We start from the raw sequence: 21,638 nt of genomic DNA, 5'->3' as shown, positions 1-21,638 counted from the left end.
TGCATCTGCATCGTCAGACACTGGACGCCGAGACCGCTTCCTGCGCGCGCAAACGCGGCAGCAGGCGATCGAACTCGCGCTTCACGAGGCCGTAGCACTCGCATGCGCGCGCTTCGAGGCCTTCGCGATCCACGACCTTGATGCAGCCACGGCTGTGATGGATGAGTCCTGCATCGTGCAGCTTGCCCGCCGCTTCGGTCACGCCTTCGCGGCGCACGCCCAGCATGTCGGCGATCAGTTGCTGCGTCACTTGCAGTTCGTTGGACGCGGTGCGGTCGATTTCGATCAGCAGCCAGCGGCACAGTTGCTTGTTGAGCGAGTGATGACGATTACATGCGGCCGTCTGCGCGACTTGCGTGAGCAGGGCTTGCATGTAGAGCAGCATCAGGCGGCGGAGGAAGTCGGAACGGCCGAACTGCTCGCGCAGCGCCTGCGCGCTCATGCGATACGCGAAGCCGGGGCATTGCACCTGCACGCGCGTCGGCATCGTTTCGCCGCCCGTGAGGACCGGCACGCCCGTCATCCCTTCGCGGCCCACTGCGGCGATTTCGACGGAACCGCCGTCTTCCATCGTGTGCAGCAGGGAGATGATGGCCGTCGTCGGAAAGTAGACGTGGTGAATGCGTTGGCCCGAATCGCAAAGCAGTTGTTCGGTGCGGAGTTGAACGAGTTCGAGATGCGGAGTCAGAGCTTGCCATTCGTGCGCGGGAAGCGCGCCAAGCAGGTGGTTGCCGTGCAGGTCGGACTGGAGGGTCAGCATGATTTTTCTCTCGTAACTTCGCGCGTTGCGCTTCACTTTTTATACTGGTGTCATCGTTCTCTGCGCGGCTTCGTCCTGCCGCTTTTGAAAACGCCTCACACCAGCCCCGTTAGCAGCCCGCCCTCGCTTGAGTTGATTTAGTTGGTCGCGTCGGTTCGGGTTGCGCGACTCTTTTAGCGAGGACTGTGCCAATGCGGGCAACGTCAATGCCGGTGGGGCCTCATAGCGGAAGCACCGGATGTGACGCGGTGCAGCGCTGCGTTTTTGTTTCAGTCTTGAACAGGGGTGGTCTTAGGAATCCGGATGCGCCCGAAACGGTATCGTCAGCGCAATCCCGCGATCCAACAGTCCGTCCTTCGTTCATCACCGTGCGATAAGCCTCGCCGCCCGCCGCCATCCCGACGGGACACCTACTATCGTAGGGATAAAGAAAATTGATTCATCCATGTTCCATCGGTTTGGTGGCTTAGCGAACGCGAGGTTGCCGCAGTTCCGCTTGATCGCCGCTCGCGCCTTGCGGCACAAGGGTTTGCGGGCAAGAGCGAAAGTGTTCCAGCGGTTTTCAGCGAAAGCTCAAACGTTGCGCCGGGTTCACCTTTCGGAAAATCGGTGGGCAAAGCCTCGTACGAATGCGAATCAGGCGCTGCCGCCGGAGCGTGGAAAGCCCCACACAAGGCTTGCAGCGGGCCTCTCATTCGCATGACGAAAGCGATGCAAACGCCAAACGTTTGCGGACCCAATCGACGCTTCGGGCTTTTTCAAACGTCTGAACTGCGTGGTGCGAGCGCACAGAAACGTTTCATCGAGGACAATCTTCGACGCCGCTCATCTGATCATGCGCGCATGAAATGCAAATGACGCGATGGCGTCACATTGCGATGAGTGTCGGAGAGATGCCGACACCGAGTGCCCAAGTGTCGGCCCGATCAATCAACATACGATTAGCACACGATGCTCGCCAACGGCGGAACGACGCGATCGTATGCGTCTTCCATCACGTCGAAGGACGCATCGCACAGATCGCGCTCCGAACGCGACAACGCGCGTGCAAGCCGGCATTGCATGACCATCGCTTCGCTTGCGATTCTGCGCGCGCCGAGATGCGTGGACATCGGAATGTCGAAGCCCTGCTCGCGCATCCAGTGAAGGTAATGCGCGAGCAACTCGAAGTTCGCGCCGAGCGCACGCATCACGTTGCACGCATAGAGCCGCGAGTAAGCATCGCCACGCGCGAGCATCGTATCGACATGCGCGGGAAACGCAGCACGCCAGCGCGCGATCGGGTTATGCATCGGACGTCGCAAGAGATGCGCGCATAACAGGTCCGCCGATACTTCCGCGAGCGGCGTCCCCGACAACGGATCGCGCACGCGCTTCGCGAACTCGACATGCGGAAAGAGCGCCTGCCCATGCACTGTGCCTGCTGCACCGGCATGCTCCGCATCATGCGCCGCGTTGGTACTCAACACGCCGTCGTAGTCGTCGCCATCGAGCAGGTGATAGCCCGTGCGATGAAAGTAGCCGAGCCGCCGCGCATCGGGATCGATCACATCAATGGCGATGGTCGTCTTCGCATGCTCTTGGCGATACGACGGCGCGCGTCCATCGGGAAGAAAGAATGCATCGACTTCGACGAGCACGATATTGCCGCGCCGCGTCTGCACGATGGCGCGTTCTTCGAGCGAATCGAATACGGAAAGCTCCTGCACTTGCAGGCCGTACAGCTTTTCGATGTCCTCGGGAGAAACACGCGCGAGCGTGAACTGATCGTCTTCGAAATCTTGCGTGACCGTGAACGCGAGCGCCGCATGCGGTTCGAGCCGGTTGCCATGAAGTAGCTCGATCCATAAATCGACAGGGCCCGCGCCATCGCGCCAGATGCGCTCGCCGCGATGCAGCTCGTGCGCACGATGACGCCGCGCGCGCATGCGCAGCGGATCGAGCGAAACAACGCGTGAACGACCGACGCTTGAAGCCGTCATAGCGCTGGTATGAAACGCGCTCATGGAGTGACCTCGGGACCGGAGAAGCCGGCAAGCGATACCGCGCGCGTTTCGAAGTCCTCGTTGTTTTTACCTGCCCTTCCGTCGCGATCGATCGCGGTATGCATTTTGATTTTCCCATGAAGGTGCCCGGCGACGCGAGCGCAATCGATGCACGTGCGCCGTCCTTGCGTGAACTTCGCAAGGCTCGTCGACATGGCATGGCGCTGCTCGCTGAAGACGTCATTTCCCCGTGACGTTCTTCGTGTGCCGGGCCTTATTTGACGGGCTCGCAACGTGGGACGTCGGTGCGCCCGCGCACTGAAACATTGGTGCGCGACACGTAACGTTCAATCGTCAACGCCTTAACCGGCAAGCAAGGAGAAGAAGAATATGAACTGGAAAACACTGGATTTCGAACAGCTCACTGCGCGCGAGCTTTATCTGATTTTGCGCGCGCGCAGTGCGGTGTTCGTCGTCGAGCAATCGCATGTTCATCTCGATGCTGACGGTCGCGACGAAACCGGCGTTCATGTATTCGCCACCGATGACATGACGCGCTCGATGCCGGTCCTTGCCTATGCCCGCATTCACGAAGGCGATCTCGAAGATCCCGAAGTCGTGGTGGACAAGATCCTGACAAGTCCGCTGCGTCGCGGTGACGGCACCGCGCATGCGCTCATCGAACGCGTGCTCGCAGTGTGCGCGGAGCGTTGGCCCGGCCGTGCCGTTCGTCTGACGGCGCCGGTGAGTCTGCGCGGCTTTTACGAAGAATTCGGCTTTCGCAAGACGGAAGGACCGTTTCTCGAGCACGGCATGCCGTATATCGGTCTGACGAGAAAGGGCCGTCAGACTCGCGAAGCAGCCGGCGCAAGCAAACGTCAGATTGGCGGACACACATTCGCGAACACGTACGAACTGCTGTAGGCAGTGCCGGCGCGCACGCGACTGCGCGTCATCGCCGAGAAGTTTCCAGAAGAATAACGATCCACGCGGCCGGTGTACTCACGTACGACGTTCACGCGTGCAACCTGCACCCTCATGCGAATAGTTCATCTCGCCAATCACGCGCAGACGATCGGCAACGGCACCGTCAACATGATGGTGGACCTCGCGTGCATGCAGGCGCGGATGGGGCAGGACGTGGTGGTGGCTTCGTCGGGCGGCGGCTTCGAGCCGCTGTTGCGCCGTCATGGCATCACGCATATTCCGCTTCAGCAGTCGCGCCAGCCGTGGCGCGTGCCGTCGATGATCGCGGCATTCAACAGACTCATCGATCGTTTCGATCCCGACATCGTTCACGCGCACATGATGACGGGCGCGCTCATTTCGCGCTTCGGCAGCATGCGACGCCGCTTCGCGCTCGTGACGACCGTGCATCATGAATTGCAGAAGAGCGCGTCGCTCGTACGCGCGGGCGATCGCATGGTCGCCGTGAGCCATGACGTCGCGCACACGCTCGAAGAGCGCGGCATCGGCCACGACAGGCTTTCGGTCGTGCTCAACGGCGCGGTCGCGGCGCCGCGCCTCACGTGTCGGCCGATGGGGCGGCAAGTGCGGTTGAGGCATCCGAATATCGTATGCGTCGCGGGGATGTATCGGCGCAAAGGCATCGCCGATCTGTTGAAGGCGTTCGCGCTCGTCCACGCGCAGTCGGCGCATCAGCGCGAATTTCTGCCGGAGCCGCATCTTTATCTGATTGGCGATGGCCCCGAGCGCGGAGCGATGGAATCGCTCGCCGCGGAACTCGGCATTGCGGATGCGGTGGACTTCACCGGCTTCGTCGCGGACCCGCGTCCGTATCTCGCGAGCGCTGATGTCTTCGCGCTGCTGTCGCATCAGGACCCGTGTCCGCTCGCGATCTCGGAAGCGCGCGAGGCCGGCTGCGCGATCGTCGCGACGCGCGTGGGCGGCATCCCCGATCTTCTCGACGACGGCGCCGCCGGCGTGCTCGTGCCGCCGGGCGATCCCGCGCAGGCCGCATCGAAGCTGCGCTGGCTGCTGATCGACTCGCAGGCGCGCGGCCAGTACGCGTCGCGTGCGCAGGAAAATCTCCACCGGCTTTCGGTCGAAAGCGTGGCCGCAGACTACATGACGGTGTATCAGCAGACGCTTGCCGAGCGCGAGTCGCTGGATCATCGTTCGATGCGAATCGACACGCGGCGCACGCGCGCTCCGGACAGCATTTAAGCATCGGTCAACATCTTTCGCGGGCGAATCATCGGTAGATTGATGTACTAAGCAGTGCAATATGATTCGCTGCATCGCGTCATACAATAAGGCCATCCAATTGGGCGAGCGTTCGCGTTCGCACAGAAAGCATACGAGTTGCTTGCTCAAATGGCTTTATCACCGGCCGACGAAATCTCGGGCCGAAAAGAACATAAAAGCGAACGATCGCGCCGCGCTGCGGTGTTGCCATTCCTCAGTTTCCCTGATGAACGGCGGCACGCGCGCGGCGCGAGCGCAGGAAGAACCGGCAAGCGGACGAAATGGGAGGCGGCGAACGCGGCTGCGGCGCGTGTTGCGAAAGTCAGAGGGAATACCCTGTCAGGACTTCCCTGACTGGCTTTCGATGCAACGAAGCCGCAACGTATAGCGCGACGAATGCAGAATCAAGCAGTCGTCGTGCCTTGCCGCCACGGGACGCGCGAACGCGATGCGCACAGACACACATGGCTACGGACAGGCGGAAAGGGGAGAAGCGTAATGGATGAAAACAAAGAGCGATCGCTGGTGGCGAAAGTCATGGACGGACTCGTCTCCGGGATCGTCGAGCAAAAATATGGCGCGATACTGCCGCCGCAGGACATCCTGTCCAAGGAATTCGACGTGAGCCGCACCGTGATGCGCGAAGCGCTCTCGATGCTGCTCGCGCGGCATATGCTGGACGTGCGCCCTAAAACCGGCACGCGCATCCGGCCGATGAGCGACTGGCGTCTGATCGACGAAGACGTGGTGAGCTGGCGCTTTCGCGCAAAGCCGGATCAGACCTTTCTGCGCGATGTAATCGAATTCCGGATGCTGATCGAGCCGCGCGCCGCCGCGCTCGCGGCCGCACGCGCCACGCCCGATGAGATCGCCGGCATTCGTGACGCGTTCGAAACGCTCGCGCGTCTGCACTTCGGCGAGCCGGAATATCAGGCGGCGGACGAGGTGCTGCATACGCGCATCGTGGCCGCGAGCGGCAACCAGTTCTTCCGGCAGATGACAGCGATCGTGCGCGGCGCGCTCGTGACCGTGAATCCGATCGTCGACGGCATCGAGTCCGTGCGCGAGGCCACGCTGGCGGCGCAGCGCAGCGTCGTCGAGGCGATCGAGGCGAAAGACCCGGCGGGCGCCGAGCGCGCGACGCGGGCGCTCGTCGATCTCGCGGCGGAAGAAGTCGGCCGAGCGTTCTCACTGGAGCGCATGGGCGAGCGGGCCACGCCGCCGGACGTGAACGCATCCGCTGGCGCCTGACGCGTCCTCGCCCGCAAGGGCCAGACATGCTGTCCGACCGAAGCCGGGACTTGTCCCGGCTTTGTGCTTTTCGCGCCGCCCGATCAGGCACAATCCCCGCACGACGAACACACACGCGGAGGCGCGCTTGACCGACAACCACACCACACTCGACACCGTACGCTGGGGCATCGTCGGCGCGGGACGCATCGCGCGGCGCTTCGCCGATGGCCTGAGGCACGTCGAAGGCGCGACGCTCGCGGGCGTCTGGTCGCGGCGCGCGGAGCCGGCGCGCGCGCTCGCCGAGCCGTTCGGCGCACGCGCTTTCGATGACTTCGACACCTTGCTCGCCAACGTCGATGCGCTCTATATCGCGACGATGCAGGACAGTCATCCGCATTACGCGTTGCGCGCGTTCGAAGCGGGCAAGCCGGTGCTCTGCGAAAAGCCGGCGGCGGTGAACGCGCGCACGCTGCAACGCATGATCGACGCGGCGCGCGCGTCGAAGCTGCTCTTCATGGAAGCGATGAAGCCGCCGTTCTATCCGCTCTACCGGCGCTTGCGCGAGCATCTTGAAAGCGATCCGATCGGCGACATCGGCCTCGTGCGCGCGGGCTGCTCGATGGCGAACGTGCCCGCCGATCATCCGTCTTTCTCGCTCGATGCGGGCGGCGGCGCGCTGCTCGATATCGGCATTTACGAAGCGTTTCTCGCGGTCGACTGGCTCGGCGAAGCGCTCGATGTCCAGACGATCGGGCGCGTCGGCGCGACGGGCGTCGATGTCTTCGCGAGCCTGAACGTGCGCCACGAGCGCGGCATTTCGCAGATCTTCTGCGGACTGGACCTGCAAGGCCGCGGCGACGCGCTGATCGGCGGCACGCTCGGCACGGTGACCATTCACGAGAACTGGTGGAATCCGGCGCGCGCGACCATCGCTTATACGGATGGGCGCCGCATCGAACTGGACGAGCCTTTCACGGGCGGCGGGCTGAATTACGAGACCGCGCATTTCTGCGATCTGCTGCGCGCCGGCGCGACCGAAAGCCCGGTGATGCCGCACGCGACGTCCATGCGCATGATGGCGATCATGGACGCCGCGCGGCGCGATCTGAACGTGCGCTTTCCGTTCGAGAGCGAGTGAACCGGAAGCGAACGTTCAGTGCCGTCCGGGCAGCGCCAGGCGCCGCTCGAACACGCGCTGGACGACTTCCAGCACGCTGCACAGCACCCAGTAGACGAACGCTGCCGCGAGATAGAGCGGCAGCGGCTGATACGTCGATGCAATCACTTCCTGCGCGCTTCTCAAAAGCTCGGTCACGGTGATGACCGACACGAGCGACGTATCCTTGATGAGGCTGATGAGGCTGTTCGACAGGCTCGGCACCGCGATGCGCAGCGCCTGCGGCCCGATCACGTAGCGCAGCGTCTGCCCGCGCGAAAGCCCGAGGCTGTACGCGGCGAGCCATTGCCCGCTATGGATGCCGAGAATCGCGCCGCGCATGCTTTCCGACAGATACGCCGCGACGTTCGCCGACAGCGCGATCACGCCGGCGGGCGTCGGTTCGAGCGAAATCCCGAGACTCGGCAAGCCGTAATAGATCACGAAGATCTGCACGAGCAGCGGCGTGCCGCGCATGATGCTCACATAACAGCGCCCGATCGCGACGAGCGCCCGATTGCGGCTGATGCCCATCAACGCCAGCGCCACGGCCGCGATGAGGCCGAAGAACATCGAGTAGAGCGCGAACTTGATCGTCAAGAGCGCGCCTTGCGCCAGCACCGGCGCCGATTCAACGAGCAGGGAAGTCGTGGACATGGAGGGAAAACGTAAGCGAAAAGCGCGCGAAACACGACGCAGAACTCAGCCGTCGCGCGCAAAGCGCCCATCATAAACGGACGCTGCAAATAAGCGAACGCCAAAAAGAGAAGGGCGGCACCGCGAAACGATGCCGCCCTGCTGACTATCGATGAGCCCGCGATTACTTCGCCGGCTTCGTCACGTCGATGCCGAACCACTTGTCGGAGATCTTCGCGAACGTGCCGTCCTTTTCGAGCTGGGTCATCGCATCGTCGATCGCCTTGGCGAACTTCGGATTGCCCTTCTTGAACGGAATGCCCGACGGATTGCCCGCGCCGACGTTCGCGCCCGTGCGCAACGGCAGTTGCGAGTTCTTGAGCAGGTACGCGAGCATCAGGCGGTCGTTGAGCGCGGCGTCGAGGCGGCCCGCGGCGAGATCGCGCAGATATTCGGGCGCGCCCGGATACGTCTTCACGTCGATGCCCGGCACCGACTTCGCCATGTCCATGTAGTTCGTGCCGAGCCCGACGCCGAGCTTCTTGCCCTTCAGGTCGTCGAGCGTCTTGAATTCGCGCGAGTCGTCCTTGCGCTGGATCAATTGCGCGTTCGAGTACGTGTACGCCGGCGAGAAGTCGAGCGTTTCCTTGCGCTTGTCGGTGATGCCGACCTGGTTGACGATCACGTCGAACTTGCCCGCCTGCAGGCCCGCGATGATGCCGCTCCACTCCGTCGTCACGAACTCCGGCTTCACGCCGAGCTTGGCGGCGACGGCCTTCGCGATATCCACGTCATAGCCGACGAGCTCGCCCGACGGCGCTTTCGAATTGAACGGCGGGAACGTGCCTTCCAGACCGACGCGCAGCGTGCCGCGCTGCTTGACCTGATCGAGCAGGTCTTCGGCGTGCGCGGCGGTGGTGACGGCGGTGAAGGTGGCGCCGATCACGCCGGCGGCGACGAGCTTCTTGAGCGTGGACAGTTTCATCGTGTTGTTTTTCCTGGTGTGGGCTAGGGGCGCGCCGTTCGTGTGCGCGGCACGCCCGATAGGTGCGGCATCATAGAGAAAAGGCAAGCCGCGCGTCATATCGTTTGCTTATGTCGATATTCCTTGTGCGAGCGCCTCGACGCATTCCGTGACGAGCGACGGCCCGCGATAAATCAGTCCCGTATAAATCTGCACGAGCGATGCGCCCGCCGCGAGCTTCGCGCGCGCATCCGCGCCCGAGAAAATGCCGCCCACGCCGATGATCGGCACGTCCGCGCCCACTTCCGCGCGCAGCTTGCGGATCACCTCGTTCGATGCGTCGAAGACCGGCCGCCCCGACAGGCCGCCCGCTTCGTCGCCGTGCGGCATGCCGGCGACCGCGGTGCGCGAGAGCGTCGTGTTGGTGGCGATCACGCCATCGATACGGTGAGCCAGCAGCGTGCCGGCAATCGACTTGATCTGCTCGTCGTCGAGATCGGGCGCGATCTTGAGCGCGAGCGGCACGAGCTTGCCGTGCAGGTCGGACAGGCGCTGCTGCTTGTCCTTGAGCGCGCCGAGCAGGGCGTCGAGTTCGCCCGCGCCTTGCAACTGGCGCAGATTCTTCGTGTTCGGCGACGAAATGTTGATCGTCACGTAGCTCGCGAACGGATACACGCGTTCGAGGCAATAGAGATAGTCTTCGGCGGCGCGCTCGATGGGCGTATCCGCGTTCTTGCCGATATTGAGCCCGAGCACGCCGCGATAGCGCGCGGCCTGCACGTTCGCGACGAACTGGTCGACGCCGCCGTTGTTGAAGCCCATCCGGTTGATGAGCGCGCCCGCTTCCGGCAGCCGGAAGATGCGCGGGCGCGGATTGCCTGCTTGCGCGCGCGGCGTGACCGTGCCCACTTCGATGAAGCCGAAGCCGAGCGCCGCGAGGCCGTCGATGCACGCGCCGTCCTTGTCGAGACCCGCCGCGAGGCCGACCGGATTGCGGAACGTGAGGCCCATCACCGTGCGCGGCGAGTCGGGGCCGCGTTTGGCGAGCATGCCGGCGAGGCCGGTGCGCCCGGCTGCGCCCAGCATGCGAAGCGTCAGGTGATGCGCGTCTTCCGCGTCCATGCGGAAGAGATGCGAGCGCGCGAGCGGGTAAAGAGAACTGAACACGAAGTGAAAGCCGGCGACGGCGCGTATTTTCGAGACCGCCATTTTAGCGGCTTTGCCGCAGCCGCCGGCCCGTTTCCGATCGTTCGGCTATTTTGGCTGGCCCGGCCCGTGGATGCGTCCGGGCATCGGCAGCGTGCCGGCGGAAAGCGTCGAAGCGGGATCGAGCAGCGACCAGTGGCCGTCGATCAGCCCTTCGAGCGGCCGGAAATTCGCCTTGTACGCCATCTTTTCGCTTTCGCGAATCCAGTAGCCGAGATAAACGTGCGGCAAGTCGAGGCTCTTCGCCTGCTCGATCTGCCAGAGGATGTTGAACGTGCCGTAGCTCGTCTTCGGCATGTCCGGTTCGAAGAACGTATACACCGACGAGAGGCCGTCGCCGAGGATATCGATCATGCTGATCATGCGCAGCGTGCCGGGCGTATCCGGCTGATCGGGCGATGCCGGCTCGCGGAATTCGACGAGCCGCGAGTTGATCCGGCTTTGCAAGAGAAACTGCTCGTACTGGTCGCGGCTGTCGCGGTCCATGCCGCCGCCCGCGTGCCGCGCCGACTGATAGCGCATGTAGAGCGCGTAATGCTCTTCGTCGTAGTGAAGCGGCGCGACGCTCGCGACGAGATTCCCATGCAGCTTCCACACGCGTCGCTGCGCGCGATTCGGCACGAAGCGCGCGACCGGCACGCGCACCGGCACGCACGCGCGGCAGCCGTCGCAGTAAGGGCGGTAGGTGAACACGCCGGAGCGCCGGAAGCCGGCCTTGACGAGTTCCGTGTAGACGTCGGAGTTGATGAGATGGCTCGGCGTCGCGACTTGCGAGCGCGCGACGCGCCCTTCCAGATAACTGCAAGGGTAGGGCGCTGTTGCATAGAATTGCAGCGCGGAAAGCGGTGACAGCGGCAGCTCGTTCGGATGTGTCACGTTGGCGGCTCTCGCAGGCGTCGTCTCTCGTGGCCGGCTCCTGCGTCGTGCGGACGAGGCCGGCTGATCGTGCATGTGGTCAGTACTGCGTCGCAAGCGTTGCGCCTGACGCCCGCGATGCGCTCAGCGCGCGGACGTGCCGATGAGATCGGCGAGGACGGATTTGTCGAAGCGCCAGGGAAACGGCGGTTCGGCGACAGCGCGCCGCAGATGCGCGACGAACGCGCGGCGGGGAATCTCGCGGCCGCCCAGCGACGCCAGATGCGACGTGTTTTGCTGGCAGTCTATCATCTCTATTTCGTGGCGGCGCAAGTGTGCGACGAGCGCGGCCAGCGCGATTTTCGAGGCGTCCGTCTCGTGCGCGAACATGGATTCGCCGAAGAACATGCGCCCGAACGACACGCCGTAAAGCCCGCCCACACGCACGCCGTCGCGCCAGGTTTCCACGCTGTGCGCCTTGCCCGCGCGATGCAGCGACGTATAGGCATCGACGATATCCGCCGTGATCCACGTGCCGCGCTGGCCTTCGCGCGGCGTCTGCGCACACGCGCGCATGACGGCGGGGAAATCGTCGTCGACGCGCACTTCCCATGCCGGCTCGCGCACCACGCGCTTCAGCGTCTTCTTCAGCGAGTGCGACACCTTGAACTCCGCCGGCACGAGCACCATGCGCGGATCGGGACTCCACCAGAGCACCGGCTGGCCGTCCGAGTACCACGGGAAGATGCCGCGTCCGTAAGCATCGACGAGACGCGAGGGCAGCAAATCCGCGCTCGCGGCGAGCAGGCCCGGCGCGCCGCTCGATGCGCCGAGCGCGCGCTCGACGGGCGGGAACGGATCGTCGGAAGCGAGCCAGGGAACCATGATCGTCGGGCGCGGCTCAGCCTTCGCGCAGCGTGCGGAAGATGTCGCCCGTATGCAGCGTGAAATTGCCGGCGGCGCGGTCGGCGAAAAAGAAACGCAGCGTCTGTCCGACCGTCGGGAACGCGATCTCGTCCCACGGAATCTCGCTTTCATCGAAGAGGCGCACTTCGAGGCTTTCCTCGCCGGCGTCGACGTCGAGATCGAGCAGGCGCGCCAGATAGAACAGATGCACCTGATGCACGTGCGGCACGTTGAGCAGCGTGAAGAGGCTCTGAATCTCGACGCGCGCGCCGGCTTCCTCGAGCGTTTCGCGCGCGGCGCCTTCGCTCGTCGTTTCGTCCATTTCCATGAAGCCGGCGGGCAGCGTCCAGTAGCCGTAGCGCGGCTCGATCGCGCGTCGGCACAGCAGCACCTTGTCGTCCCAGACCGGCACCGTGCCCACGACGTTGCGCGGATTCTGATAGTGAACGGTGTCGCAATTGCCGCAAACGTAGCGCTCGCGGTTGTCGCCGGGCGGAATGCTCAGACCGACCTGATGGCCGCAGACGGAACAGAATTTCATGGAAATGGATGGCGGGAAGTGTGGTGCGAGTGTATCACCGGGGCGGGGCGGTCTTGGAGCGTGACGGTCGTTCGCTTCCGCCGTTTTTCGCCGTCTTCCGCTTATTTTCGCGATGCAAAGCGCGTGTTCGCGCGGGCAGTGAAGCAGGGCGGCTAGTCGTTACAATGGTTGCCTATAACCCGTCGTTTCTTTCCACGCGCGCGCCGCGCCTCAAGCGAAGCCATGTCATCACAGCCCGCCGGTTCCTCCCGTCCTCCGATGCTCGCCACCGCCGAAGCGCTCGGCCTTCTGCTCGACGCCGCGCGCCGGGTGGATGGCGTCGAGCGCATCGACACGCTCGATGCGCTCGGCCGCGTGCTCGCCGCCGACGTGGTTTCTCCGCTCGACGTCCCGCCGATGCACACCAGCTCGATGGACGGCTACGCGGTCCGCGCCGCCGATCTCGCCGCCGCCACCGACGCTACGCCCGTCGCGCTGCCGGTGTCGCAGCGCGTGCCGGCGGGCCACACGGCGGAACCGCTCGCGGCGGGCACGGCGGCGCGCATCTTCACGGGCGCGACGGTGCCGCCGGGCGCGGACGCCGTCGTCATGCAGGAAATGGCGCGCGTGTCCGACGACGGCGCCGTCGCGTTCACGCAGCCGCCCGCCGGGGGCGAATGGATCACGCGGCAGGGCGCGGACATCGAACGCGGCTCGGTCATCCTGCCGGCCGGCACGCGTCTCTCGCCGCAGGCGCTGGGGCTCGCGGCATCGGTCGGATGCGCGTCGCTGGACGTCGTGCGCCCGGTGCGCGTCGCGATCTTCTTCACCGGCGACGAACTGCGGATGCCCGGCGAGCCGCTCGCACCCGGCGCGATCTACAACTCGAACCGCTTCACGCTGCGTGCGCTGCTCGCGAAGCTCGGCTGCGACGTGACGGATTTCGGCATCGTCCCCGACCGGCTCGACGCCACCCGCGATACCTTGCGCCGCGCGGCGCTCGAACACGATCTGATCCTGACGTGCGGCGGCGTTTCGGTGGGCGAGGAGGATCACGTGAAGCCGGCCGTCGAAGCGGAGGGGCGCATCTCGATGTGGCAGATCGCGATGAAGCCCGGCAAGCCGCTCGCGTTCGGCGCGGTGCGGCGCGCGGGCGAGAGCGAATCGGGGGAAGCGTATTTCATCGGCTTGCCGGGTAATCCGGTATCGAGCTTCTGCACGTTCCTGCTTTTCGTGCGACCGTTCATTTCGCGGCTCGCGGGCGTCGAACACGTCGCGCCGCGCGTCTACACCGTGCGCGCCGACTTCACGCAGAAAAAAGGCGATCGCCGCAACGAATTCCTGCGCGCGCGCGTGAACGACTCGGGCGGTCTCGACCTTTTCCCTAACCAGAGTTCGGCGGTGTTGACATCGACGGTTTGGGGCGACGGACTCATCGACAATCCGCCGAATCACGCAATCAGCGCGGGCGAGCTGGTGCGTTTCATCCCTTTTTCAGAATTGATGCGGTAAGGAAGCGTGCAATGAAAGTGGAACTGAGATTTTTTGCGAGCGTGCGCGAGGCGCTGGGCGTCGCGAACGAGACGGTGAGCGTGCCCGACACGGTCGTCAATGTCGGCGACGTGCGCGCCTGGCTGCGCATGCGCGGCGGCGTGTGGGCCGAAACGCTCGCGGAAGGCCGCGCGCTGCGCATGGCGTGCAATCACGTGATGACGAACGCGTCGCAGCGCATCACCGAGGGCTGCGAAGTCGCGTTCTTTCCGCCGGTCACGGGCGGCTGACATGACGACGTTTGCGAAAGTCCGCGTGCAGGAAGCTGATTTCGACCTGAGCGCCGAAGTCGCCGCGCTGCGCGCCGACAACCCGAAGGTCGGCGCGGTGGCGTGTTTCATCGGCACGGTGCGCGATCTGAACGAAGGCAGCGCCATCGAAACGATGGAGCTGGAGCACTATCCGGGCATGACGGAGAAGTCGCTCGAAGGCATCGCGGACCAGGCGCGCGAGCGGTGGCCGGGATCGGATGTGCTGATCGTGCATCGCGTGGGGAAACTCAAGCCGCTCGATCAGATCGTGCTCGTCGCGACGACGGCGATGCATCGCGCGGAGGCGTTCGAATCGTGTGCCTTCGTGATGGATTACCTCAAGACGCAGGCGCCGTTCTGGAAGAAGGAAAAGACCGAACGCGGCGAGCGCTGGGTCGATGCCCGCGAATCCGACGACGCCGCGCTCGCGCGCTGGACGACGCCGGACAGCTGACGTCTCATCGCTCGTCGACGGGCTTGCCGACGAACTTCGCCGGAAACGGCTCGGCGGCGGGCCGTTCCGGAAAGCGCGGTTCCGGCTCGTCGCCGGTGCGCTGCCGCTTGAGCGCCGCGAGCAAGGCTTCCTGTTCGGCGGGAATCCGGTAGTCCCAGCCGAACTTGCTCAACTGCAGACTCTGCGCGATGCGCAGCGCCGGTTCCATGAACTGCACCGCAGCCGCCGGTTCGTAGCGCGCTTCGACCGTGTTCAGGAACAGCGACAGCCAGCGCGCGAAGTGGCGCGGCTCGATGCCTTCCAGCGGCCGATGCGCCTCCTGCACGTTCCCCCGATACTGCTTCGAGCCGAGCACGAGGCTCGACCAGAAGGTCGTCATTTTCGCCAGATGCTCGTCCCAGCGCCCCGTCAGTTCGCGGGCGAAGATCGGGCCGAGCAGGGGATCGTCGTCCACGCGGCGGTAGAACGCTTCGACGAGCGCTCGCACGTTGGTTTCGGTCGGTTCGCGCTCGCGGGTGACGGCGGCGGTGGATGGGTCGTGGTTCATGGCAAGAAAAGCGATCAGGCTGGCGTCGAAAAAAAGTGCAGGCGCGCGAGGCATTGGCTGACGACGGGCACTTATTTGGCGCAGAATGCTTGTTTCGTCAAGCTGATGCCGCGTCTCGCGGGCCGCGTGCGGATAGTAGACCTTGCGTCGCCGGGGCGGGGCCATCGCCCTACGGTATCACGCGGCTTTTTTGCCGCACCGGCGTCGCTCTCCGCAGCGCGGCGCCTCGCCGTCATGCATGCGCACCTGCGCTCAAACTCATCGTGCGGCACCATGCGACTGACCGACTACACCGACTATTCGTTGCGCGTCCTGCTCTATCTTTCGGTGCGCCCGGCCGGCCTCTCGACGATCCAGGAAATCTCGGACGCCTACGGCATCTCGAAGAACCACCTGATGAAGATCGTTCAGCAACTCGGAGACCTGGGCTGGGTGGAGACCGTGCGCGGTCGGCACGGTGGCCTGCGCCTCGCGGACCGCACGCGCGCGCTGACCATCGGCGACATCGTGCGCAGGACGGAGAGCGACTTTGCGATCGTCGGCTGCTTCGCGGGCGGCGCGGACGATCGTCATTGCGTGATCCAGCCGGTCTGCCGGCTGCGGGGCGTGATCGCCGCCGCGCGCGATGCCTTTCTCGCCGAACTCGACAAACACACGGTCGCCGAACTGTCGGAGCCGGCAAACGAACTCGCGCGGCTGCTCGGCGTCGCCGGCATGGCGCCTTCGCCGCGTTCGCCGTCGATGGCGGCGGTATCGCCGGATGGCTCGTCCTGAAGCGCGGCACGCCGCGCCATTGAACGAAAGCCGAACATCGCTGTCCTTCGAGAGCGCCGCTCGCGCGCCCGCTCGCTTCAAAAAATGCACATAGCGAGCGAAACCATGCTTGAAAGCGGCCAAAACCGCCTCATTTTGGTCGTATTCAGAATTGGAGCTTTGCAAAAATGAGAATCGACAAACTCACAACCAAGTTTCAGGAAGCACTGTCCGACGCGCAGAGCCTGGCGGTTGGCAACGACAATCAATACATCGAGCCGGTGCATCTGCTGTCCGCGCTGATCGCGCAGCGCGACGGCTCCGCGCGCTCGCTGCTGTCGCATGCGGGCGTGCAGGTTCAGGCGCTGCAGGCGGCGGTCAACGAGGCGATCGGCCGTCTGCCGCAAGTGCAGGGCACTGATGGCAACGTGCAGATCAGCCGCGAACTCGCGGGCCTGCTCAACAACGCCGACAAGGAAGCGCAGAAGCTCAACGACACGTACATCGCGAGCGAAATGTTCCTGCTGGCCGTCGCCGACGATAAAGGCGAAGCCGGCCGCATCGCGAAGCAGCACGGGCTCACGCGCCGTGCGCTGGAAGCCGCGATCAACGCCGTGCGCGGCGGCGCGCAGGTCAATAGCCAGGACGCCGAAAGCCAGCGCGAGGCGCTCAAGAAATACACCGTCGATCTGACCGAGCGTGCGCGCGCGGGCAAGCTCGATCCGGTCATTGGCCGCGACGACGAAATTCGCCGCTCGATCCAGATCCTGCAACGCCGCACGAAGAACAATCCGGTGCTGATCGGCGAGCCGGGCGTGGGCAAGACGGCGATCGTCGAGGGCCTCGCGCAACGCATCGTCAACGGCGAAGTGCCGGAAACGCTCAAGGGCAAGCGCGTGCTCTCGCTCGACATGGCGGCGCTGCTCGCGGGTGCGAAATATCGCGGCGAGTTCGAGGAGCGCCTGAAGGCCGTGCTGAACGACATCGCGAAGGACGAAGGGCAGACCATCGTCTTCATCGACGAAATTCACACCATGGTCGGCGCGGGCAAGGCCGAAGGCGCGATGGACGCGGGCAACATGCTGAAGCCGGCGCTCTCGCGCGGCGAGCTGCATTGCATCGGCGCGACCACGCTCGACGAATACCGCAAGTACATCGAGAAGGACGCGGCGCTGGAGCGTCGTTTCCAGAAGGTGCTGGTCGATGAACCGTCGGTCGAAGCGACCATCGCGATTTTGCGCGGCTTGCAGGAAAAGTACGAGTTGCACCACGGCGTCGAGATCACCGATCCGGCGATCGTCGCGGCGGCGGAACTGTCGCATCGCTATATCACGGACCGCTTCTTGCCGGACAAGGCCATCGATCTGATCGACGAAGCGGCGTCGCGCATCAAGATGGAAATCGATTCGAAGCCCGAAGAGATGGACAAGCTGGAGCGACGGACCATCCAGCTGAAGATCGAGCGCGAGGCCGTGAAGAAGGAGAAAGACGAGGCGTCGCAGAAACGGCTGCAACTCATCGAAGAGGAAATCGAGCGCTTGAACCGCGAGTATTCCGATCTCGAGGAAATCTGGACCGCCGAGAAGGCCGCGGTGCAGGGCAGCGCGCAACTGAAGGAAGAGATCGAGAAAGTGCGCGCCGACATTGCGCGTCTGCAGCGCGAAGGCAAGCTGGAGAAGGTCGCCGAACTGCAATACGGCAAGCTGCCGGAGCTCGAAGCGCGGCTCAAGCAAGTGACGCAGGCGGAATCGCAGGAGCAGAACAATCCGACGCGTCCGCGTCTGTTGCGCACGCAAGTGGGCGCAGAGGAAATCGCGGAAGTGGTGTCGCGTTCGACGGGCATTCCGGTGTCGCGCATGATGCAGGGCGAACGCGAAAAGCTGTTGCAGATCGAGAGCAAGCTGCATGAGCGTGTCGTCGGTCAGGACGAAGCGATCGGCGCCGTGGCGGATGCCATCCGCCGTTCGCGCGCCGGTCTCTCCGATCCGAACCGTCCGTATGGCTCGTTCCTGTTCCTCGGGCCGACGGGCGTCGGCAAGACGGAACTGTGCAAGGCGCTCGCGGCGTTCCTGTTCGATTCGGAAGACCATCTCATCCGCATCGACATGAGCGAGTTCATGGAGAAGCACAGCGTCGCGCGGCTGATCGGCGCGCCGCCGGGATACGTCGGCTACGAGGAAGGCGGTTATCTGACTGAAGCGGTGCGTCGCAAGCCGTATAGCGTGATTCTGCTCGATGAGATCGAGAAGGCGCATCCGGACGTGTTCAACGTGCTGCTGCAAGTGCTGGACGACGGCCGCATGACGGACGGACAAGGCCGCACCGTGGACTTCAAGAACACGGTGATCGTGATGACGTCGAACCTCGGCTCGCACGTGATTCAGAGCATGGTCGACGAGCCGCACGAGAAGGTGAAGGACGCGGTCTGGGAAGAAGTGAAGCTCCATTTCCGGCCCGAGTTCCTGAATCGTATCGACGACGTGGTCGTGTTCCATTCGCTCGATCGCGCGAATATCGAATCGATCGCGAAGATTCAGTTGCAGCGTCTGCACGACCGGCTCGCGAAGCTCGACATGCAGCTCGATGTGTCGGATGCAGCGTTGGAGCAGATCGGCAAGGTCGGCTACGATCCCGTGTTCGGCGCGCGGCCGTTGAAGCGCGCGATTCAGCAGGAGATCGAAAATCCGGTCGCCAAGCTGATTCTCGCAGGGCGCTTTGGACCGAAGGATGTCATTCCGGTCGATGTGCGCGAAGGCGAGTTCGTGTTCGATCGCGTGGTGCATTGAGTTTGAACGCGCCTCTTCTTCGATGAAGAGGACTTCGAAAGGCAACGAAGCGATTCGTTGCCTTTTTTCTTTGCGCTTTTTTTGCGCAGCGCGATGTCGAGATATTGATATAAGATGCCGCTCGCTATGCTTTTCGCTCCGCATCGCGCGTCCGGTTGTCTGCGATTGTTCGCCTGACCCGGATTGTCAATTCGAGGCGCCGGCCTTTTTCGGCGCCGCCCGTTCCCCTACAGTCCTTCATTCGTAGCGTCGGCCGTTCGTGTTGAATGCGCCGCGCGCCAGCTTTGCGACTGTCGCAGGCGCAGCCACGGCTTCGCCCTCAATTTTCTGTTTCCATCGCCATGCACATCGACGCCCCCACGCTTCCCGGAACATCGGACGGTCTTTCCACCACGATACGCCAATGGCTCGCCGTGCTCGCCGTCGCGGTCAGCGCGTTCGCCTTCGTGACGGCGGAATTCCTGCCGGTCGGCTTGCTGCCGCAGATCGCGCACGACCTGGGCGTGAGTCCCGGCGTCGCGGGCCTGATGGTGACGACGCCCGGCGTCATGGCCGCCATCTTCGCGCCGACGCTTATCATCGGCGCCGGCCGCATGGACCGCCGATACGTCTTCCTGCTGCTCACGGCGGTGCTGTTCGTGTCGAACGTCGTCTGCGCGATGGCGCCCGGCTTCGCGACGATGCTCATCGGACGCGCGATGCTCGGCGCGGCGCTCGGCGGCTTCTGGACGCTCGCGACGGCAGCGGCGCCGCGACTCGTGCAGGGCAAGGACGCAGCGAAGTCGACGGCGATCATCCTGACGGGCGTGACGTTCGCAACGGTCATCGGCGTGCCGCTCGGCATCTTCATCGCGTCGTTCTCGTCGTGGCGGCTTTCCTTCGCGGCGACCGCGGGCCTCGTCGCCGTCGCGCTGACCGCGCAGGCGCTGCTGGTGCCGCGTTTGCCGTCGGCGTCCGGCCTGCGCATCCATGACTTCAAGGCGCTGCTCGCGAGGCCGCACGCGCGACTGAGCATGTTGATGGTTGCGTTCGCGTTCGGTGCGCACTTTTCGACGTACACGTACATCGCGCCCTTGCTGGAACAGGATTTCTCGCTGAACGCGATCACGTTGCTGCTGCTCGGCTTCGGCGTCATTGGTTTCTTCTCGAACGCGATCATGTCGACGTTGGTCGGCACGCATCTCGTCAAATCCGTGGCGGCGATGATCTCGCTGCTGCTCGCCGCGATCCTGTCGATGCTGCTGCTCGGGCATTCGCATATCGGCGAGACGGCCGCGATGCTGATCTGGGGCGTCGCGTTCGGCGCGCTGCCGTTGTGCTTCAGCGTGTGGATCCAGCGCGGCACGGCGGACTATCCCGAAGCCGGCTCCGCGATGTTCGTGAGCATCATTCAGGTGGCGATCGCGACGGGTTCAGCCGTGGGCGGCGCGATCGTCGACCACGCGGGCGTGGAAACCGACTTCATGCTCGGCGCGGGCCTCGCCGTGCTCGGTCTCGTGACCTTGCAGCGCGTGATGGCGTTGGGGCGGTCGGGCAGTGCGCACGCGGCCAAGAGCCGTTGCGAGCCGTCGATGGACTGACAGCGCGTCTCTCGACCCACAAAACAAAACCCCGTCCGGCGCGAGCCGGACGGGGTTTCTCTTATCGCGACGTGCGAAAGGCGCGCGCTTAGCCTTGCTTCGGTTGCTCGCTATTGCCGAACAGACCCGCGAGGCCGCCGAGCGAGCCAAGCACGCCGGTCAGATCCAGCTTGCCTTCGGGCGGCACTTCGCCGTTCGGCGTCGCTCGATCGACGATATGCGGCAGCACCGCCGCCAGCATGCCGGAAAGCTGGTCGCCCGAGACGCCGGCCTTCTGCGCGAGCGCGCCGACGTTGTCCGCGCCGAGCACGTTGGTCAGGAGGCCCGGGCTGATCGGCTTGTTTTCGCCGGTGCCGATCCACGACGAGACGATATCGCCCGCGCCGTTCTGGTGGAAACGCTGGATCAGGCCCATGATGCCGCCGGGCTGGCTGTTCACGAATTCGAGCGCCGCCGCGATCAGCGCGGTCTGGCCGCCGCCCTGGCCACCTTGACCGCCTTGTGGCGACGAATTGCCGAGGGAAGAGGCGAGGATATCGAGTAGGCTCATGTCAGTCTCTACGAAAGTTGGGTTGCGGTGCGCAATTACAGACCACTGGCGGCCGCGCTGCTCGCCGCCTTGTCTTTCTTGCGTTTGGATTTGGAGGGTTTCGCGTCGCTCGTCGCGGGCGGCGCGGATGCGGCGGTAGCCGTCGCGTTCGACTTCTTCTTGCCGGAAGCAGCCGACGCGCCCGACGCCGGCGCGACAGCCGGTGTGCGCTCGTTCGTGGCCGCGGGCGACGTTGCCGCCGTCGCGGCCGTCGATGACTTGACCGTCGAATTCGGCGCGGCGGCGCCTTGCGAGCTCACCGGCGCGGACTTCGACGTCTTGCCGGTCGGCGGCAGCGACGATCCGCCGATGGTCAGTCCGTTTTCCTCCAGCTTCGCCACCGACTTCACGCCGAGGCCCTTGACGCGGTTCGCGAGATCGTCCGCGTCCTTGAACGGCCCGTTTTTCGTGCGTTCGTCGACGATCGCCTTCGATTTTACCGGCCCGAGGCCTTTCACCGAATCGAGCGCGGCCTGATCGGCGGTATTGACATCGACGGCGGCAAACGCGACGCCGATGGACAGCAGGAATCCAACGCACAGAATCAACAGCTTTCTCAGCATGACGACACTCCGGGCAAAAGTGGATAAACAGTGGACGGGCAACGTTCCGGCATGCAACGCCGGACCGGCGACGCGGGACGACGCCGTTAAGCATAAGACAATTCCGCATGCCGGACGGTGACCGTGGGGCATTGT

General features: G+C 64.4%; 21 protein-coding genes. 10 read left to right on the top strand and 11 right to left on the bottom strand.

The features are described 5' to 3' along the window. Positions 1–13: 13 nt before the first annotated feature. Positions 14–760, bottom strand: a complete 747-nt coding sequence (locus AWB72_RS26165) for a Crp/Fnr family transcriptional regulator (protein WP_040050175.1) — start codon at positions 758–760, stop codon at positions 14–16. 941 nt (positions 761–1,701) lie between these two features. Then, positions 1,702–2,742: a DUF1839 family protein gene (locus AWB72_RS26160; RefSeq protein ID WP_244285756.1), complete on the bottom strand. Its 1,041-nt coding sequence runs from the start codon at positions 2,740–2,742 to the stop codon at positions 1,702–1,704. Between the two features lie 393 nt (positions 2,743–3,135). Between AWB72_RS26160 and AWB72_RS26150 the strand changes: the two genes are divergently transcribed. The 4 genes from AWB72_RS26150 to AWB72_RS26135 all read left to right on the top strand — a co-directional run bounded on the left by AWB72_RS26150 (position 3,136) and on the right by AWB72_RS26135 (position 7,324). Continuing rightward, complete coding sequence (locus AWB72_RS26150) at positions 3,136–3,669, top strand: GNAT family N-acetyltransferase (RefSeq protein ID WP_040050172.1); 534 nt, start codon at positions 3,136–3,138, stop codon at positions 3,667–3,669. A gap of 114 nt (positions 3,670–3,783) precedes the next feature. Continuing rightward, positions 3,784–4,932: a glycosyltransferase family 4 protein gene (locus tag AWB72_RS26145; protein WP_040050171.1), complete on the top strand. Its 1,149-nt coding sequence runs from the start codon at positions 3,784–3,786 to the stop codon at positions 4,930–4,932. A gap of 519 nt (positions 4,933–5,451) precedes the next feature. Further along, on the top strand, positions 5,452–6,204 hold the full coding sequence (locus tag AWB72_RS26140; RefSeq protein WP_040050170.1) for a FadR/GntR family transcriptional regulator: 753 nt from the start codon (positions 5,452–5,454) through the stop codon (positions 6,202–6,204). A gap of 127 nt (positions 6,205–6,331) precedes the next feature. Beyond that, positions 6,332–7,324 carry a Gfo/Idh/MocA family protein gene (locus AWB72_RS26135; RefSeq protein ID WP_040050169.1) on the top strand — a complete coding sequence of 331 codons (993 nt, stop codon included), beginning with the start codon at positions 6,332–6,334 and terminating at the stop codon, positions 7,322–7,324. Positions 7,325–7,339: 15 nt separating this feature from the next. On the opposite strand, the gene AWB72_RS26130 is transcribed toward AWB72_RS26135, so the two are convergent. From AWB72_RS26130 to AWB72_RS26105, 6 genes are all read right to left on the bottom strand, one after another. Beyond that, positions 7,340–7,999 (bottom strand): amino acid ABC transporter permease, encoded by a 660-nt coding sequence (locus AWB72_RS26130; protein WP_040050168.1) that lies wholly within the window; start codon positions 7,997–7,999, stop codon positions 7,340–7,342. Between the two features lie 163 nt (positions 8,000–8,162). Then, positions 8,163–8,963, bottom strand: coding sequence for a cystine ABC transporter substrate-binding protein (locus tag AWB72_RS26125; RefSeq protein ID WP_040050212.1), 801 nt, complete (start codon positions 8,961–8,963; stop codon positions 8,163–8,165). 108 nt (positions 8,964–9,071) lie between these two features. Then, positions 9,072–10,109 (bottom strand): quinone-dependent dihydroorotate dehydrogenase, encoded by a 1,038-nt coding sequence (locus AWB72_RS26120; protein WP_040050211.1) that lies wholly within the window; start codon positions 10,107–10,109, stop codon positions 9,072–9,074. Between the two features lie 87 nt (positions 10,110–10,196). Continuing rightward, positions 10,197–11,024, bottom strand: a complete 828-nt coding sequence (locus AWB72_RS26115) for an arginyltransferase (protein WP_040050167.1) — start codon at positions 11,022–11,024, stop codon at positions 10,197–10,199. 123 nt (positions 11,025–11,147) lie between these two features. Next, a complete protein-coding gene (gene aat / locus AWB72_RS26110) occupies positions 11,148–11,888 on the bottom strand; it encodes a leucyl/phenylalanyl-tRNA--protein transferase (protein WP_040050166.1) in 741 nt (246 codons plus the stop codon). Between the two features lie 16 nt (positions 11,889–11,904). Beyond that, entirely contained in the window at positions 11,905–12,450 is a 546-nt protein-coding gene (locus AWB72_RS26105; RefSeq protein ID WP_040050165.1) for an NUDIX hydrolase, read from the bottom strand. A 258-nt stretch (positions 12,451–12,708) separates the two neighbouring features. Here AWB72_RS26105 and AWB72_RS26100 point away from each other — a divergent pair, with 258 nt between their 5' ends. From AWB72_RS26100 to moaE, 3 genes are read left to right on the top strand one after another with little or no spacing between them, the layout of a single operon-like run. Beyond that, positions 12,709–13,941 (top strand): molybdopterin molybdotransferase MoeA, encoded by a 1,233-nt coding sequence (locus tag AWB72_RS26100; protein ID WP_342066306.1) that lies wholly within the window; start codon positions 12,709–12,711, stop codon positions 13,939–13,941. Between the two features lie 11 nt (positions 13,942–13,952). Further along, positions 13,953–14,210, top strand: coding sequence for a molybdopterin converting factor subunit 1 (gene moaD / locus AWB72_RS26095; protein ID WP_040050163.1), 258 nt, complete (start codon positions 13,953–13,955; stop codon positions 14,208–14,210). Position 14,211: 1 nt separating this feature from the next. After that, positions 14,212–14,685 (top strand): molybdopterin synthase catalytic subunit MoaE, encoded by a 474-nt coding sequence (gene moaE, locus AWB72_RS26090; protein ID WP_040050162.1) that lies wholly within the window; start codon positions 14,212–14,214, stop codon positions 14,683–14,685. Positions 14,686–14,689: 4 nt separating this feature from the next. Here moaE and AWB72_RS26085 read toward each other — a convergent pair whose 3' ends face one another. Then, positions 14,690–15,232, bottom strand: coding sequence for a group III truncated hemoglobin (locus tag AWB72_RS26085; RefSeq protein WP_040050161.1), 543 nt, complete (start codon positions 15,230–15,232; stop codon positions 14,690–14,692). Positions 15,233–15,505: 273 nt separating this feature from the next. On the opposite strand from AWB72_RS26085, the gene AWB72_RS26080 reads away from it, so the two are divergent. From AWB72_RS26080 to AWB72_RS26070, 3 genes are all read left to right on the top strand, one after another. Next, the gene (locus tag AWB72_RS26080) at positions 15,506–16,006 is read left to right on the top strand and encodes an Rrf2 family transcriptional regulator (RefSeq protein ID WP_040050210.1); all 501 of its coding nucleotides are present in this window, start codon (positions 15,506–15,508) and stop codon (positions 16,004–16,006) included. A 167-nt stretch (positions 16,007–16,173) separates the two neighbouring features. Continuing rightward, entirely contained in the window at positions 16,174–18,771 is a 2,598-nt protein-coding gene (gene clpB, locus AWB72_RS26075; protein ID WP_040050160.1) for an ATP-dependent chaperone ClpB, read from the top strand. A gap of 341 nt (positions 18,772–19,112) precedes the next feature. Next, the gene (locus AWB72_RS26070; protein ID WP_040050159.1) at positions 19,113–20,351 is read left to right on the top strand and encodes an MFS transporter; all 1,239 of its coding nucleotides are present in this window, start codon (positions 19,113–19,115) and stop codon (positions 20,349–20,351) included. Between the two features lie 88 nt (positions 20,352–20,439). Here the strand turns inward: AWB72_RS26070 and AWB72_RS26065 are convergent, their stop codons facing one another. Together AWB72_RS26065 and AWB72_RS26060 are read right to left on the bottom strand one after the other, a co-directional pair. Further along, a complete protein-coding gene (locus AWB72_RS26065; protein ID WP_040050158.1) occupies positions 20,440–20,901 on the bottom strand; it encodes a YidB family protein in 462 nt (153 codons plus the stop codon). 35 nt (positions 20,902–20,936) lie between these two features. Beyond that, positions 20,937–21,503: a ComEA family DNA-binding protein gene (locus AWB72_RS26060; RefSeq protein ID WP_040050157.1), complete on the bottom strand. Its 567-nt coding sequence runs from the start codon at positions 21,501–21,503 to the stop codon at positions 20,937–20,939. Positions 21,504–21,638 lie beyond the last annotated feature (135 nt).

The organism is Caballeronia concitans (genome assembly GCF_001544615.1).
Classification (GTDB): Bacteria; Pseudomonadota; Gammaproteobacteria; order Burkholderiales; family Burkholderiaceae; genus Caballeronia; species Caballeronia concitans.
Note: the sequence above shows the minus strand (reverse complement) of the source record. Positions and strands in the feature narration are given on the sequence as shown.